Here is a 14016-nt window from a genome sequence, read left to right on the forward strand (position 1 = left end):
GTCAGGCGCGAGGCCCGCCGGTCTCCATCTCCCGTACGCCGTGCGAGGTGACTCCGGCGGGCTTCGTACGTTCCTCTCGCCGCGGACGTCCCGGGCGGGGCGTCAGGGCAACCGGAGCGGGCCGCCCTCGAGGCGGGTCAGCAGGTCGCGCGGGCCGTCGTAGACCCACGACGCGCCGGCGGACGTCAGCCGCTCGCCGCTGATGCCGCCGCTGCGCATCCCGATGGACGCGTGCCCGGCGGCCTCGGCGGACAGCACGTCCCACACGGCGTCGCCCACGACGACCGCCGACGTGCCCCCACCCGCCCGCTCGACCGAGAGCGCGACCATGTCGGGCGCCGGCTTGGTCGCCGCCCCGTCCGACCCGGTCACGATCGCCGCGAGGTGGCGGCGGACGCCGACGATGTCGAGCATCTCGTCGACGAGCGGGGCCTCCGACGAGCTGGCCAGCACCAGCCGGTGGCCGTGGCCGGCGAGCGACTCGACGAGGTCGGCGGCGCCGTCGAGGGCGCGCACGGTGCGGAGGGCGGACGCGAAGTAGTCGTCGTGCAACTTGCGCACGTCGTCGCCGACGGCGGCCTCGGCGGCATCCCCGGCGACGTGTCCGACGAGCCGGTCGCCGCCCATGCCGATGGCCTCATGGACGCGGACCGCGCTGACGTGCAGGCCGACGTCGCGGAACGCCGCGTGCCACGCGACGACGTGCTGGTAGACCGAGTCGACCAGGGTGCCGTCCAGGTCGAGGACGACGACGGGGTGCTGGGTCTCAGGGCTCACAGGCGCGTCGTACCCCGGTGGGGGAGAGGGCATGCATCATCGCCCGAGCGGGTGTGGCGAGGCCATGGGCGGACGGGGAGCATCGAAGTTCAGCCAACACCGATGTCGAGGGGATCGCCGTGGAGTTGCTGCCGCAAAGCCGGGAGGCGTTGGACGAGTATGTCACCTTGACGGTGGACGACATGGAGGGCCTGCTGCGGCTCATCGAGGGCTGGGCCGTGCGATCCGTGCCCGACTGCGTCGCGCTGAGCGTCACCCTGCTCGACGAGGACCTCACCTTCACCCTCGTCGACCGCGCCGCGACCGAGGGTGCCCACCACGGGGACGGCGAGCGTGCCGGCGCCGGGCCTGCGACGCCGGGCCCGTCCCATCCGCTCGACGAGCTCGACTGGGCCGACATGGCCCGCGAGCGCGCGTTCGACGGCATCGCCAGCACGGTGTCGCTGCCGGTGGTCGAGCACGGCAGGGCCGTGCTCACCATCGACCTCTACGCCTCCACCACCTACGCGTTCCGCGACCGCATCGACGGGCTCGTGGAGGCCCTCGGGGTGTGGCAGGCCGGCGCGGTGACCAACGCCGACCTGGGCTTCGACAGCCTGCGTCGGGCCGAGCTGGCCCCCGAGCGGCTGCGCGAGCAGCGGCTGGTCGACGTGGCCGTCGGGCTGGTCGCGGCGCGGATGGCGGTGACCACCGACGCGGCGGCGCGGATGCTGGTCGCCGCGGCTGCCGATGCCGGCGTCACCGAGACCGAGGCGGCCAGCGTCGCCCGCGCACTGCTGACCTGACCGCGACCGTTCACAAGGCCGCGCGCATGCGCCACGCCCTTCGGGGTACTACCCCCTCATGCAACGACCCAATGCCCCCGTCACGCGCCACGTCAAGGTGGCGATCATGGAGGAGAGCGAGCTCGTCGTGCACGGCCTGCGCGCCATGCTCGAGCCCCACTCCGCACTGGTCACCGTGGTGTCCCACCGGGTCGACGGCCCCGCACCGCTGTGCGACCTGACCCTCTACGAACCCCACCGCCGCACCGCCGGCGTCCGCCCCGCCCCCCAGCGCTTCCCGACGCGGATGGTCGCGTTCGGCTGGGACTGCAGCCCCGAGGCGGTGTCCACCGAGATGTCGCGCGGTGCCGCGGGCTTCGTCAGCAAGTGGCTGCCGGCGCGGCGCCTCGTGTGGAACCTGCTCCAGATCGCCGACGGCCGGGTCGTGGTCGACGCGTGGACCGGCCAGGCCGAGGCCGAGAAGGCGGCGGCCGAGAAGTGGCCGCTCACCCAGCGCGAGACCGAGGTGCTCTCGATGATCGCGGCCGGCAAGGCCAACCGCGAGATCGCCGAGGAGACCAACCTCAGCATCAACTCGGTGAAGTCCTACATCCGCGGCGCCTACTCCAAGATCGAGGTCACGTCACGCTCGCAGGCCGTCCTGTGGGCGATCCAGCACGGGCTGCTGATGTCGCCCGAGCCCGAGGTCGCCCGGCCCCGCCTCGCGGCCCACGCTGCGCGATGACGCGCTTCGGCTACTTCCTCTCGTGTGAGGAGTACGCCCCCGACGAGCTGCTCGAGCAGGCGCGGCTGGCGGAGCGCGCCGGCTTCGACAGCCTGTGGATCAGCGACCACTTCCACCCGTGGACCAACGCCCAGGGGCAGTCGCCGTTCGTCTGGTCGATGATCGGCGCGATCGCCCAGGTCTGCGACCTGCCGGTCACCACCGCCGTCACCTGCCCCACCGTGCGGACGCATCCGGCGATCGTCGCCCAGGCGGCGGCGACGTCGGCGGTGCTGCTCGGCGAGGGGCGGTTCACCCTCGGCGTCGGCACGGGCGAGGCGCTCAACGAGCACGTGCTCGGCGACCGCTGGCCCCACGCCGAGCAGCGCCTGGAGATGCTCGAGGAGGCGGTCGAGGTGATCCGCGAGCTGTGGACCGGCGAGGTGGTCTCCCGCGAGGGCCGGCACTACACGGTCGACACCGCCCGCATCTACACGCTCCCCGACCAGCCGCCGCCGATCTACATGAGCGCCTTCGGCCCGAAGGCGCTCGACGTCGCGTGCCGCATCGCCGACGGGTTCATCACCACCCAGCCCGACGGTGAGTCGGTGGAGGCGTTTCGCGCGGCCAAGGGCGCCGACGCCCCGACGCAGGCCGGCTTCAAGGTGGCCTGGGGCCCCTCCCGCGACGCCGCGATCGACGCGGCCTACGAGCTGTGGCCCAACTCCGGCGTCCCCGGTGAGCTCAGCCAGGTGCTGCCCAGCCCGCAGCACTTCGAGCAGGCCAGCGAGCTCGTCACCCGCGAGGCGTTCGCCGAGCAGGGCGCATTCGGCCCCGACGTCGCCGACCACGTGGCGGCCTACGCCCCCTTCGTCGACGCCGGGTTCACCGAGGTCTACGTCGCCAACATGGGCCCCCACTACGCCGACATGCTCGCCGCCTACGGCTCCGACGTCCTCCCCCAGCTGCGCGACCAGGCCTGAGCCCGGGGCTCGCTTCTCCGCTTCGTCGGCGTCGTCGTCGGCGTCGTCGGCGTCGTCGGAGTCCCCGCTCGAGCGGGGACTCCGTCACCTGGAGGGGGTTGCAACCCCCTCCAGGTGTCAGACTCCCTCACCAAGTCGGGCGGATCGGGCGTACGCCGGCCATGCGCGCCGCGTACGCCCGCCCGACTCCTCACCAAGTCGGGCGTACGCCCGCCACGCGCGTACGCCCGCCCCGGCGCTCAGTCGTCGAACTCCGGGTGCCCCTCGACGTCGGCGGGGCGCGCCTCGTGGCCCTCCCTGCCGCGGGTGCGGAGCTGCTCCTTCGTCTCCGCCTCGAAGACGTGGCGCCGGCCGTCCATGAGCTCGTCGAGGATGCGCTGGTGCAGGCCCTTGGTGCGGGCGTAGAAGCCGTCGTCGAAGGCCTCGACCATCTGGAACGACCACATGCCGGGGAGCGGGTTCTGGCCGAGGACGTCGCGGTCGAGGGCGTCGGCCAGCTCGTCGTGGCCGGCCTCGCGCACCAGCGCCGTGGCCTCCTCCATCGTGGTCTCGGCGCTGCCCATGAGGCGGTGGAAGGCGTAGAGGTGTCCGCGGGCGTCCTCGACGTGGTCGAGGGCGGCGGAGAGCTTGCCCACCGCCTCCACGGTCTCGTCGGTGACGCCGTCGGGCCGTCGGTGCTCGGGGGAGGGCGTGTCGTCCATGCCCTGAGGTTCACAGACGGTCCGGCCGCGCCACCACCTGCCAACGGGCGGGTCAGGAGCTGCTGGCCGGTACGCGCGACAGCTCGTCGGCGAGCTCGTCGAGCGCGAGGCTCGTCGCCGCGGCGACCACCTCGGAGGGATCGCCGCCGAGCCGGACGAGGAGCTCGCGGGTGCCTTCGCCGGTGGCGATCGCGAGGTGCACGGTGCCGGCCGGCTGGTCCTCCTGCGGTCCCGGCCCGCCCACGCCGGTGATGCCCAGCGCGACGTCGGCGCCCAGCAGCCGGCGCGCACCGGCCGCCATCTCCTGCGCGCACCGCGCCGTCACGACGGGCCCGCGGGTCACGCCCAGCACCTCGAACTTGACCTCCTCGTCGTAGGCGACGACCGCGCCGCGGTACCACTCGCTGGCCGCCTCGCCCCGGCCGAGGAAGGACGAGATCCGGCCCGCGGTGAGCGACTCCGCGGCGGCGACCCGCAACCCCCGGGAGGTCGCGAGGTCGGCGATCCGCTGGGCGCGGTCCGCGTCGGTCGGCTCGTCGGTCGGCTGGTCGGTCGGCTCACGGTCGCCGGGCACGGGTCACCTCTCGTTCGGTCGGTCTGCGCGGTCGGCTCCACTGATTCCCCGGCGCCCGCCGGCCCATGCGCGGGTGAGCAGCGCCACGCATGGACGGCGCCATCCGGGGCACTGGGGTGGACGACCGGGTGCGCGACGACCGCGCACGAGGCCACGACCGACCGAGGAGGTCTTTGCTCGATGAAGGCAGTCACCTGGCAGGGCAAGCAGGACATGCAGGTCAAGGAGGTCCCCGACGCAGCGATCGAGGAGCGCACCGACGTCGTCGTCGAGATCACCTCGACCGCGCTGTGCGGATCCGACCTGCACCTCTACGACCCGCTCTCGCCCTTCATGGCGCCGGGCGACGTCGTCGGCCACGAGCCCATGGGCATCGTGCGCGACGTCGGGTCGGCCGTGACCAGCCTGACCCCGGGCGACCGCGTCGTGGTGCCGTTCAACATCAGCTGCGGCACGTGCTGGATGTGCAACCGCGGCCTCCAGAGCCAGTGCGAGACCACCCAGAACACCGACACCGGCACCGGTGCCAGCCTCTTCGGCTACAGCAAGCTCTACGGCCAGGTCCCCGGCGGCCAGGCCGAGCTCCTGCGGGTGCCGTTCGGCGACACGCTGCCGATCAAGGTGCCGCACGGCCCGCCCGACGACCGCTTCCTCTTCCTTTCCGACGTGCTGCCCACCGCCTGGCAGGCCGTGGAGTACGCCGAGGTGGAGCCCGGCGGCACGCTGCTCGTCGTCGGCGCCGGCCCGATCGGTGACATGGCGGCCCGCATCGGCCTGCACCGCGGCCTGCGCGTCATCGTCGTCGACTCCGTGCGCGAGCGGCTGGCCCGCGTCCACGGTCGCGGCGCCGAGACCATCGACTTCACCGAGGTGGACGGCGTGGGCGACGCGGTGCGCGGGCTGACCGACGGCCGCGGCGCCGACGGTGTCATCGACGCGGTCGGCATGGAGGCGCACGGCTCGCCGGTCGCCGAGACCGCCCAGAAGGCGCTCGGCCTGCTGCCCAGGAAGGTGCAGGAGAAGGTCATGCTCAACTTCGGCGTCGACCGCCTCGCCGCGCTGATGAGCTGCATCGACAGCGTGCGCCGCGGCGGCACGATCAGCATCTCGGGCGTCTACGGCGCCCCCACCGATCCGCTGCCGATGTTCCAGCTCTTCGACAAGCAGGTCCAGGTGCGGATGGGTCAGGCCAACGTGCGCCGCTGGAGCGACGACATCCTCGCGCTGCTGCAGCAGGAGGACGACGTCCTCGGCGTCGAGTCGTTCGCCACCCACCACCTCGACCTCGACGCCGCACCCGAGGCCTACCGGCAGTTCCGTGACAAGGAGGACGGCATGGTCAAGGTGGTGTTCCGACCGTGAGGCTGCCCAAGCCGCGAGGCGTGCTGAGCGAGTGGCTCGTCGCCCGGCTCGCCGAGCCGGGCCTCGGGCGCCCGGCCCCCGAGGCCGACTCCCGCGACGACGAGGCGATCTCGCTGTGGACGCTGCACGAGCTGTCGTTCCGCGGCTTCGAGGACGCCGACGACCGCGCCGAGTGGGACCCCGAGCTGCTCGCCGTGCGCCGCGACCTCGAGACCGCTCTCGAGGACCGGCTGCGGGCGCGGTGGGCCGAGGCCTCCGCCTCCTCTGAGCCCGCTCCGGACGACGTGCCGACCGCGCTCGAGGACCTCGTCGCGGCGGACGACGGGCCGTCGCTGGCCGACCACGTCCGCCGGCACGCCGACCGCGAGCAGGTGCTCGAGCTGCTGCGGCAGCGCTCGGTCTACCACCTCAAGGAGTCCGACCCGTCGGCCTTCGTCGTGCCCCGGCTGCCCGTGCGGGCGAAGGCGGCGCTGATGGCGCTGCAGTTCGACGAGTACGGCGACGGCGACCCCAACCGGCTGCACTCCCACCTCTTCGCCCGCGGTCTCGAGGCCGTCGGCCTGCGTGCGGAGTACGGCGCCTACGTCGACGACGCGATCACCGAGAACCTCGAGATGAACAACGCCGGCTCGCTCTTCGGGCTGCACCGCCGTCTGCGCGGCGCCGCGATGGGTCACCTCGCGGCGTTCGAGATGACCAGCTCGCTGCCCTCGCGCAAGATGGTGCAGGGCCTCGAGCGGCTCGAGCTCGACGGGCCGATGTCGGCCTACTACGACGAGCACGTCGAGGCCGACGCGATCCACGAGCACCTCGCGGCCCGCGACATCTGCGGGACCCTCGCCGAGGACGAGCCCGACCAGCTCACCGAGATCCTCTTCGGCGCGTTCACCTGCCTCGACGTCGAGGCCCGCTTCGCCACCGCGATGCTGACCGCCTGGGGCGTGGACAGGTGACCGCGCGCGACTTCGACCACCCCGACGTGGTGCTGGTGCCGCACGGGCCGATGCTGCTGCGCGGCGCGGAGTCGGTGCAGGACCTCGACGGCACCGTCCACGCCGTCGACCGGCCCGTGGTGGCGCTGTGCCGGTGCGAGAAGTCGAGCCGGCTGCCGTGGTGCGACGGGACCCACAAGGTCATCCCGCGCCCCTGAGCACCGATCCTCGGCTCAGGCGCGGTCGACCCGGGCCAGCACGCCACGCACCTGCTGTCGCACCTCGACCATCGCGAGCCGACCCTCGGTGAAGCACGGCTCCTGCCGCAGCACGTCGGTCTGGGCCCGGGTGCCGACCTGCAGCACCGCCGAGCCGCCGGGAGCCAGGTGCTCGTCGACGACCGTCAGGCAGGCGCGCGCCACGTCGAGGCCGTCGTCGCCCCCGTCGATCGCGGTGAGCGGGTCCTCGGGGTAGCGGCTGGTCTGCTCGCGCGGCACCCACGGCGGGTCGGCGATGATCAGGGGGAAGGTCTCCCCGGGCTCCAGGGCCTCCTCCAGGCGTCCCTCGCGCACCTCCAGCCGGTCGGCCATGCCGGCCGCGAGGGCGTTGGCGCGGGCGTAGTCGCACGCGACCGGGTTGGCGTCGACGCACAGCAGGCGACGTCCGGACGACGCCACCGCCAGCAGGCCGATGTGCCCCGCGCCCGCGCAGAGCTCGAGCACGGTGCCACCGGGGGCGGCGGCCGCGAGCTCGGCCGCCCAGTCGGACTGCGCGGCCGTCCACTCCCGCGGGCGCAGCACGCGGTCGTCGAAGGCGATGGTCAGCGACCCGAAGGTCATGTGGTCGGTCAACGCGGGCCCTTGGGTGAGGTCGAGACGGACGAGGGGGAGGTCGACGACGATTCTGACGGAGACGGGGAGGGGGACGACGAGCGCCCCGGCAGCCGACGGGTGCGCCGGTGCCATAGCGCGGCGCGCGCGGCGTTGGCGCCGGCGGCACCGTGCACGCCGCCGCCGGGGTGCGCCGACGCCGACGCGAGGTAGAGCCCGGGGAGGCCGGTGGTGGCGCGCCCTCGCATGGCCGGCACGGGGCGGAAGACGAGCTCCTGGTGCAGCTGCGAGGTGCCGCCGTTGACGGCGCCGCCGACGAGGTTGGCGTCGCGCGCCTCCAGCTCGTGCGGGCCGAGCACGCGGCGCTCGAGCACGACGTCGCCGAAGCCGGGCGCGACCGCCTCGATGCGCGCCTGCATGCGGTCGGCGAAGCGCTGCGTGTCGTCGTGGTCCCAGGTGCCGGCGACCTCGCCGCCCGCGTCGCTGCGGGTCCGGTCGGGCTGGGGGACGTGGGCGTAGGCCCAGAACGACTCGGTGCCGGCGGGGGAGCGGGTGGGGTCGCTGGTGGTCATCTGGCCGGTGAGCAGGAACGGGCGGTCGGGCACGACCCCCGAGGAGACCTGGGCGAGCGTCTGCGTCATCTCCTCCACCGAGTCGGCGACGTGGACCGTCCCCGGTGCGTGCGCCGGCGGGTTGCGCCACGGCACCGGCCCGGAGAGCGCCCAGTCGACCTTCACGGTGCCGGGGTCGAGCTCGAAGTCACGCATGCCGCGCACCAGCCGGTCGGGCAGGTGCTCCTCGGCGACGAGCCCGCCGAAGAGGCGGGTGGCGGAGACGTCGGCGAGCACGACGGGGGTCGCGTAGGACTGGCCGTCGCGGGCGCGTACGCCGGCCACGCGGCCGCCGCGGACGTCGACGGCGGTCACCTCGGCGGCGGTGACCAGCTCGGCGCCGCGGCTGGTGCAGCGGGCGACGAGCGCGTCGGTGAGCTGTTGCGCGCCGCCGCGCGGGACGGGGAAGCCGACGGTCTGACCCAGCATCGTCATCAGCACCCCGAAGACCCCCGACCCGGGCGAGGCGAGCGGGAAGTCGGCGTGCCCGGCGTTGCCCGCGAGGAGCAGCGCCGCAGCGGGGCCGGCGAAGAGCTCGCGCCCCAGCGAGGAGACCGGGGTGGCCAGGCGGCGCACGGTGTCGAGGCCGCCGGCGCGGGCGATGGCGGGGAGGAGCCGGGCCCCGGCGCGCACCGGCGGGAACGGCGAGGTGAGTCCGTCGACCAGCGCGGGGCCGATGCGGTCCCACGTGCCGCAGAGGTCCAGCCATGCGTCGCCGTCCCCGGCGCGGAGCTCGTCGAGCCCGGCCGCGGTGAGGTGGCGGTCGCGGTGCAGGACCGCCCAGCTCTCCTCGCCGAAGGGGTGGCCCAGCACGGCGGGAGCGTGCTCCCACGCCAGGCCGTGCTCCTCGAGCCGCAGGTCGGCGATCGCGCGCGACGCCACGGCCAGCGGGTAGAAGGCGCTGAACGTGTCGTGGACGAAGTCGGGGTGGACCTCGCGGTCGCTGCGCACCGCGCCGCCCGGGGTGGGCTGGGCCTCGAGCACCAGCACCCGCCAGCCGGCGTCCACGAGCAGGTTGGCCGCGACGAGCCCGTTGGGCCCGGCGCCGACGACGACGGCGTCCCAGGTGCCGGACGAGCCGGGGCTCACTGCGTCCGGCCCTCCACCACGAACGCGAGTCGCCGCAGGGTCTCGACGTTGCGCCAGTGCAGCTGGACGTCGCGCAGCGGCTTGGGCATCAGGAGGGCGGGTCCGGCCGTGGCGTCCTCGTTGATGGTGACGACCGTCGAGTCGCCGTCGGGGCGCAGCACGAACTCGACCTGCGCCTGTCCCGCAGGCCAGCCGCGGGCCACCAGCAGCAGCCGCTCGGCCTCCTCGACCTCGAGCACCTCGGTGGTGTCGTCGATGAGCAGCGGCCAGGTGCCGACGCTGTGGTGCAGCCGGGAGCCCACCGCGGGCCACGTCTCGTCGACGTCGCGCATCCGTGAGGCGCCGACGACGAAGAGGGGGTAGAGCCAGCCGTCGCACAGCACCTCCCACACCTGCTCGGGGGTCGCGGCCACGGTCCGGGTCGTCGTGCTCATGCGGTCTCCTTCGCTGCGTGCTGCTCGGGGGTCTGATCGGGGGTCTGATCGGGGGTGTGCCGGGTCCAGTGCCCATCCTCGCGGCGCACCAGTCCCCGCCGCTCGAACTCCTCCAACCACCCCGTCATCGGCCACTCGCCCCACCGCTCGTGGAAGAGCCGGCCGTTGCGCAGGATGTCGTCGAGGTGCTCGACCGGCGGGCTGCTCACCGGGTGGTGCTGGTGGTAGGCGCGGGCACCGCCGACGCAGCCGAGGCCGATGCCGCGGGCGCGCGCCGAGCGGGCCAGGTCGGTGTCCTCGCCGCCGTAGCCGGTGTAGTCCTCGCAGAACCCGCCGAGCCGCTCCCACGTCGGCGCGGCCACGGCGAACGACAGCGACCAGAACAGGTCGGGCTCGAGCTGCTCGACCAGCTCTCCCGGCGCCGGGCGGGGCCGGGCCGGGTGCGGGTCGTCCCAGGCCGCGAGGCCGGCCGGGTCGGCGGGGTAGCCGCCGGGCGGCGGGGGAGGGAGGTAGGTCACCGGCCCGGACCAGATCGAGCCCGGCCGAGTCGTCACCACGTCGGCGTACGACGCCACGAGGCCGGGCCCGGCGAGGCAGTCGACGTCGAGCAGCACCACGACGTCGGTGCCGTCGTCGATCGCGGTGCGGACCCCGAGGTTGCGCGCGGCGGCCAACGGCAGGCGGCCACCGGGCCCCCGGTCGATCCGGACGACGTCGCGGGCCAGGCCGTCCACCCGCTCGTCGACGATCCCGTGGTCGGCCATGGCGACGACGAGGTAGGTGTCGGGTCGCACGCTGCCGCGGGCGAGGGAGCGGTGCTGCGCCGCGAGGTGCTCGTGCCGGTGGTGGGCGATGGTGACGACGGCGACGCGGGTCACGACGAGGTCCTCGCGCGGACGTCGTCGCGGGTGGCGAGCACGACGTCGGCGAACCGGTCGGCCGCCCAGCCGTCGACCCACTGCGTCCAGCGCCGCGGGTCGAGTGCGGCCGCGCGGTCGAGGACGGCCGTCCAGTCCTCGGCCTGCGGCCAGGCCGTGCGCACCACGACCGGCCAGCCCTGGGTGAGCACGGCGCCGGTGGTGCGCTGCTCGTCGTGGGGACGCTGCTGCGGCAGCACGACGGCCGGACGGCGGGCCGCCGCCGTCTCGGCGAGCGCGTTCTGGCCCGCGTGGGTGACCACGACGTCGGCGCCCGCCAGCGCGGCCGAGGGGTCGTCGACCCACGTGTCGCGGTCGGCGCCCAGCACGTGCCAGCGCCAGCGGGGTGTGGCGCGCCGGGCGGAGCGTACGTCGTCGGGGCTCACGTCGTGGCCGCCCGAGCCCAGCATCAGCGCGACGGTGCGCTCGCCGGAGTGCGGCAGGTTGGGCAGCGCCGGGCGCACCGGGTGGCGCGACAGCGCGCCGACGGGCACCAGCCGCTCGCGCAGGTCGTCGGGCAGGCCGGGGGTCATGTCGCGGGCGGCCCGCGGCCAGAAGCCCACGAGCACCTCGGCGACGCCGAGACCGAGCAGGTGGGCCGGGTCGTCGCGGCGCCCGGGCAGCACCACGCCGACGGCAGGGATCCCGTGCAGCCGGGCGAGCAGCAGCACCTCGACGGAGACGTCGACGACCAGCAGGTCGGGACGCGCCTCCTCGAGCCAGGCGGAGACGGCGGCGGCGCGCGAGCGGGTGCCGTCGTGCAGCAGCGGCGCCCAGTGGAGGTGGCCGTTGGCCGTGACGTCGCGGGGGTTGGCGTCGTCGTCGTGCGGCAGGCGGACCCAGTCGCCGACCCACGAGGCCGGGCGCTCGAGCGAGGACAGGCCGGTGACCGCGACGCCCTCACGGCGCAGCCGCGCAGCGAGGACCTGCGCGCGGTGGCGGTGCCCGCTGCCGACGTGGTGGACGTAGTAGCCGATCGTTCCCCCGGGCGCGGGCGCGGGCATGGGCATGGGCGTGGGGGCGCTCACGCCGCGTCGTCCCGCCGGGCGAGCTCGGCGTAGAGGTCGAGGTAACCCTCCACCATCGCGTCCGCGCTGCACGTCGACTCGGCGTGGGCACGGACCGCGCGCCGGTCGAGCCTCGTCGCCGCGACGACGGCCTCGGCGAGGGCGGTGACATCGCCGGGGGCGGCCAGGACGCCGCCCTGCGGCGACACGACCTGGCTGAGCCCGCCGCGGGCGAAGGTCGCGACCGGCGTGCCGCTGGCCATCGCCTCCGCGGCGACCAGCCCGTAGGGCTCGTCCCACATGGGCGTCACCAGCGCCACCGATGCCTGCCGCAGCAGCTCGGAGAGCTCGCGCTGCGCGAGGTGCCCGGCGTAGCGGGCGTCGTCGCCGAGCAGGGGGGCGACGGCGCGATCGAAGTAGGCCCGGTCCTGCACGGGCCCGGCCACCACCAGGGGGACGCCGGCCAGCCGGCAGGCCGCGATCGCCAGGTGCGGCGCCTTCTCGGGCACGATGCGACCCGACCACACGGCCGGGCCACCGCCCGGTCCGGCCGGCCAGTCGCGCAGGTCGAGCCCGTTGAGCACGACGTCGCTGTCCACGGCGTGCCGCCACGAGGCGGCGGTCCACTCGCTCACCGAGACGAACCGCGGGGGGCGCGTGCACAGCGCGAGGGCCGACTCGATCATCGGCAGCGGCGGGGTGTGGAGCGTGGTGAGCATCGGCACGTCGACCGCCGACGCCATCGCGATGGGCAGGTGGTGGAGGCTGTTGTTGTGCACCACGTCGTACTCCTCGGCGCCGGTGCGCGCGAGGGTCAGCATCAGGGCGAGGTAGGCGTGGTGCTCGGCCAGCCAGCCGTGCCCGGGGGCGAACTTGTCGGCCATCGCGGCGGCGCTGACCTCGACCGACTCCAGCGGCAGCAGGCGCACCGGCAGGGAGGTGTCGGAGCCGGGGCCGGCGAAGAGCGTGACCTCGTGGCCGCGCTTGGCCAGGCCGCGCGCGGTCGTCCAGGTCATCGACTCCAGGCCGCCGGCGAAGGGCTCTCGGATCGGATAGCGGCTCGAGGCGATGAGGCAGATCCTCACCGTCGACCCACCACCTCGTCGTAGACCGCCGCGTGCGCGGCGGCGATCGCCGCGCGCTGGCGGCGGCGCTCCTCCACCTCGACCGGGGCGGCGCCGCGTCCGGCACGGGCCTCGCGCAGCGCGGCCACCAGGCTGGCGGCGTCGAGGTGCGACTCGTCGTGGCCGTAGGTCAGCACCGGGCCCTGGTCGGCGAAGTAGCCGCACGACGGCGCCACGACGGCGGTGCCGAGGTCGCGGCACGCCTCGAGCCACCCGCTGTGGGTGCCGAACCGGTAGGGCAGGACCGAGACGTCGAGCGAGGCCAGGTAGTCCCAGAGCGCGTCGTCGTCGAGGAAGTCGTGGACGCGCAGGTCGACCTCGCCGCGCGCGGCGTGGTCGTGAAGCGCCCCGGCCAGCGCGGCGTCGTACCGCGCCCCGCCGGGGAGCAGCACGTCACGGTGGCCGTTGACCTGGAGCACCCCGCCGGGGAGGTCGCGGACCGTCTCGACGAGCACGGGCAGCAGCGCGTGGGGGTTCATCCCGGCGCGCAGGCTCTTGACGTGCATGCCGACTCGGAACTCGCGGGTGCGGGCCCCCCGGCCGCGCACCTCGCGCATCGCGGCCGCGCGCCGCATCGCCTCGAACGGGACGACGTGCGGGTGCGGCACCACGACGGCCTCGCGGCCCCAGCGCTCGCGGATCTCGGCGGCGGCACCGGAGGTGAGGGTGACGAGGGCGTCGGCGGCGGGCACCAGGACGTCCAGGTGCCGGTCGTGGGCCTCGCGGTCGAGGTGGTGGGGGTTGCGCAGGTCGTGGACGGTGAAGACCAGGGGCTTGCCACGCCTGCGCAGCGCGGCGACGAGCTCCTCGAGGTCGGCGGCGCTGCGGGCGTCGAAGCCGAAGTGGAGGTGGAAGACGTCGAAGTCGTGGTCCTCGACCCACGCGGGGTCGAGCATGACGGGCGGCCACCACTGCTGGGTCGCCGCCGCGCCGGCAGGACGCGGGTCGGGCAGGCGTACCGGCCCCGAGCCGTCCTCGGGCGCGAGGTGGCGGACGTAGACATGGTTGGCGGGCACCGAGGCGACGACGATGCGCCCGGTGCGGGGACGCGGCACGGGTGCCGCCGCGGGCGCGACGGTCGTCAGGTCGGAGGTGGCCACGCGGAGCCGTACCCGCGCGCGGGGGTGTCATGCACGATCGGCCGCCGGACCTGGCCCGGGTCCATCCCCAGGGAGGGGCCAGGGGCC

16 protein-coding genes are annotated in these 14016 nt (G+C 74.7%); 6 read left to right on the plus strand and 10 right to left on the minus strand.

Annotated elements, in window-relative coordinates; genetic code table 11:
• Positions 1 to 102: 102 nt before the first annotated feature.
• Positions 103 to 777 carry an HAD family hydrolase gene (locus AC54T2_RS06420; RefSeq protein ID WP_186340037.1) on the minus strand — a complete coding sequence of 225 codons (675 nt, stop codon included), beginning with the start codon at positions 775 to 777 and terminating at the stop codon, positions 103 to 105.
• Positions 778 to 944: 167 nt separating this feature from the next.
• On the opposite strand from AC54T2_RS06420, the gene AC54T2_RS06425 reads away from it, so the two are divergent.
• The 3 genes from AC54T2_RS06425 to AC54T2_RS06435 are packed head-to-tail and all read left to right on the plus strand — an operon-like array spanning position 945 to position 3248.
• Positions 945 to 1562 carry a hypothetical protein gene (locus AC54T2_RS06425; protein WP_186340038.1) on the plus strand — a complete coding sequence of 206 codons (618 nt, stop codon included), beginning with the start codon at positions 945 to 947 and terminating at the stop codon, positions 1560 to 1562.
• Between the two features lie 58 nt (positions 1563 to 1620).
• Entirely contained in the window at positions 1621 to 2286 is a 666-nt protein-coding gene (locus AC54T2_RS06430) for a helix-turn-helix transcriptional regulator (protein WP_496665800.1), read from the plus strand.
• Complete coding sequence (locus AC54T2_RS06435) at positions 2283 to 3248, plus strand: TIGR03557 family F420-dependent LLM class oxidoreductase (RefSeq protein WP_489975620.1); 966 nt, start codon at positions 2283 to 2285, stop codon at positions 3246 to 3248. The genes AC54T2_RS06430 and AC54T2_RS06435 overlap by 4 nt, the downstream gene beginning before the upstream one ends.
• A 239-nt stretch (positions 3249 to 3487) precedes the next feature.
• On the opposite strand, the gene AC54T2_RS06440 is transcribed toward AC54T2_RS06435, so the two are convergent.
• Together AC54T2_RS06440 and AC54T2_RS06445 are read right to left on the minus strand one after the other, a co-directional pair.
• Positions 3488 to 3949 (minus strand): hypothetical protein, encoded by a 462-nt coding sequence (locus AC54T2_RS06440; protein ID WP_186340041.1) that lies wholly within the window; start codon positions 3947 to 3949, stop codon positions 3488 to 3490.
• A 52-nt stretch (positions 3950 to 4001) separates the two neighbouring features.
• A complete protein-coding gene (locus AC54T2_RS06445) occupies positions 4002 to 4523 on the minus strand; it encodes a CinA family protein (protein WP_186340042.1) in 522 nt (173 codons plus the stop codon).
• A 180-nt stretch (positions 4524 to 4703) separates the two neighbouring features.
• On the opposite strand from AC54T2_RS06445, the gene AC54T2_RS06450 reads away from it, so the two are divergent.
• From AC54T2_RS06450 to AC54T2_RS06460, 3 genes are read left to right on the plus strand one after another with little or no spacing between them, the layout of a single operon-like run.
• A complete protein-coding gene (locus tag AC54T2_RS06450) occupies positions 4704 to 5885 on the plus strand; it encodes an alcohol dehydrogenase catalytic domain-containing protein (protein ID WP_186340043.1) in 1182 nt (393 codons plus the stop codon).
• Positions 5882 to 6838 (plus strand): iron-containing redox enzyme family protein, encoded by a 957-nt coding sequence (locus tag AC54T2_RS06455; protein ID WP_186340044.1) that lies wholly within the window; start codon positions 5882 to 5884, stop codon positions 6836 to 6838. Before AC54T2_RS06450 ends, AC54T2_RS06455 begins: the two co-directional genes overlap by 4 nt.
• On the plus strand, positions 6835 to 7035 hold the full coding sequence (locus tag AC54T2_RS06460; RefSeq protein ID WP_241005298.1) for a CDGSH iron-sulfur domain-containing protein: 201 nt from the start codon (positions 6835 to 6837) through the stop codon (positions 7033 to 7035). Before AC54T2_RS06455 ends, AC54T2_RS06460 begins: the two co-directional genes overlap by 4 nt.
• 15 nt (positions 7036 to 7050) lie before the next feature.
• On the opposite strand, the gene AC54T2_RS06465 is transcribed toward AC54T2_RS06460, so the two are convergent.
• From AC54T2_RS06465 to AC54T2_RS06495, 7 genes are read right to left on the minus strand one after another with little or no spacing between them, the layout of a single operon-like run.
• Complete coding sequence (locus AC54T2_RS06465) at positions 7051 to 7656, minus strand: methyltransferase (RefSeq protein ID WP_496665801.1); 606 nt, start codon at positions 7654 to 7656, stop codon at positions 7051 to 7053.
• Positions 7657 to 7664: 8 nt separating this feature from the next.
• Positions 7665 to 9347 carry a phytoene desaturase family protein gene (locus AC54T2_RS06470; RefSeq protein ID WP_206054486.1) on the minus strand — a complete coding sequence of 561 codons (1683 nt, stop codon included), beginning with the start codon at positions 9345 to 9347 and terminating at the stop codon, positions 7665 to 7667.
• Entirely contained in the window at positions 9344 to 9781 is a 438-nt protein-coding gene (locus AC54T2_RS06475; protein WP_206054487.1) for an SRPBCC family protein, read from the minus strand. Before AC54T2_RS06475 ends, AC54T2_RS06470 begins: the two co-directional genes overlap by 4 nt.
• A complete protein-coding gene (locus tag AC54T2_RS06480) occupies positions 9778 to 10659 on the minus strand; it encodes a glycosyltransferase family 2 protein (protein ID WP_186340046.1) in 882 nt (293 codons plus the stop codon). Before AC54T2_RS06480 ends, AC54T2_RS06475 begins: the two co-directional genes overlap by 4 nt.
• The gene (locus AC54T2_RS06485) at positions 10656 to 11726 is read right to left on the minus strand and encodes a glycosyltransferase (protein WP_186340047.1); all 1071 of its coding nucleotides are present in this window, start codon (positions 11724 to 11726) and stop codon (positions 10656 to 10658) included. The genes AC54T2_RS06480 and AC54T2_RS06485 overlap by 4 nt, the downstream gene beginning before the upstream one ends.
• The gene (locus tag AC54T2_RS06490; RefSeq protein ID WP_496665802.1) at positions 11723 to 12790 is read right to left on the minus strand and encodes a glycosyltransferase family 4 protein; all 1068 of its coding nucleotides are present in this window, start codon (positions 12788 to 12790) and stop codon (positions 11723 to 11725) included. The genes AC54T2_RS06485 and AC54T2_RS06490 overlap by 4 nt, the downstream gene beginning before the upstream one ends.
• Entirely contained in the window at positions 12787 to 13929 is a 1143-nt protein-coding gene (locus tag AC54T2_RS06495; protein ID WP_496665803.1) for a glycosyltransferase, read from the minus strand. The genes AC54T2_RS06490 and AC54T2_RS06495 overlap by 4 nt, the downstream gene beginning before the upstream one ends.
• Positions 13930 to 14016: the final 87 nt, after the last annotated feature.

The sequence above is a fragment of the Nocardioides sp. Z35_8 genome (assembly GCF_059621125.1).

Coding starts and splice junctions, on each gene's coding strand:
- AC54T2_RS06430 (WP_496665800.1), top strand. CDS start 1,621: ATGCAACGACCCAATGCCCCCGTCACGCGCCACGTCAAGGTGGCGATC.
- AC54T2_RS06435 (WP_489975620.1), top strand. CDS start 2,283: ATGACGCGCTTCGGCTACTTCCTCTCGTGTGAGGAGTACGCCCCCGAC.
- AC54T2_RS06440 (WP_186340041.1), bottom strand. CDS start 3,949: ATGGACGACACGCCCTCCCCCGAGCACCGACGGCCCGACGGCGTCACC.
- AC54T2_RS06450 (WP_186340043.1), top strand. CDS start 4,704: ATGAAGGCAGTCACCTGGCAGGGCAAGCAGGACATGCAGGTCAAGGAG.
- AC54T2_RS06465 (WP_496665801.1), bottom strand. CDS start 7,656: ATGACCTTCGGGTCGCTGACCATCGCCTTCGACGACCGCGTGCTGCGC.
- AC54T2_RS06475 (WP_206054487.1), bottom strand. CDS start 9,781: ATGAGCACGACGACCCGGACCGTGGCCGCGACCCCCGAGCAGGTGTGG.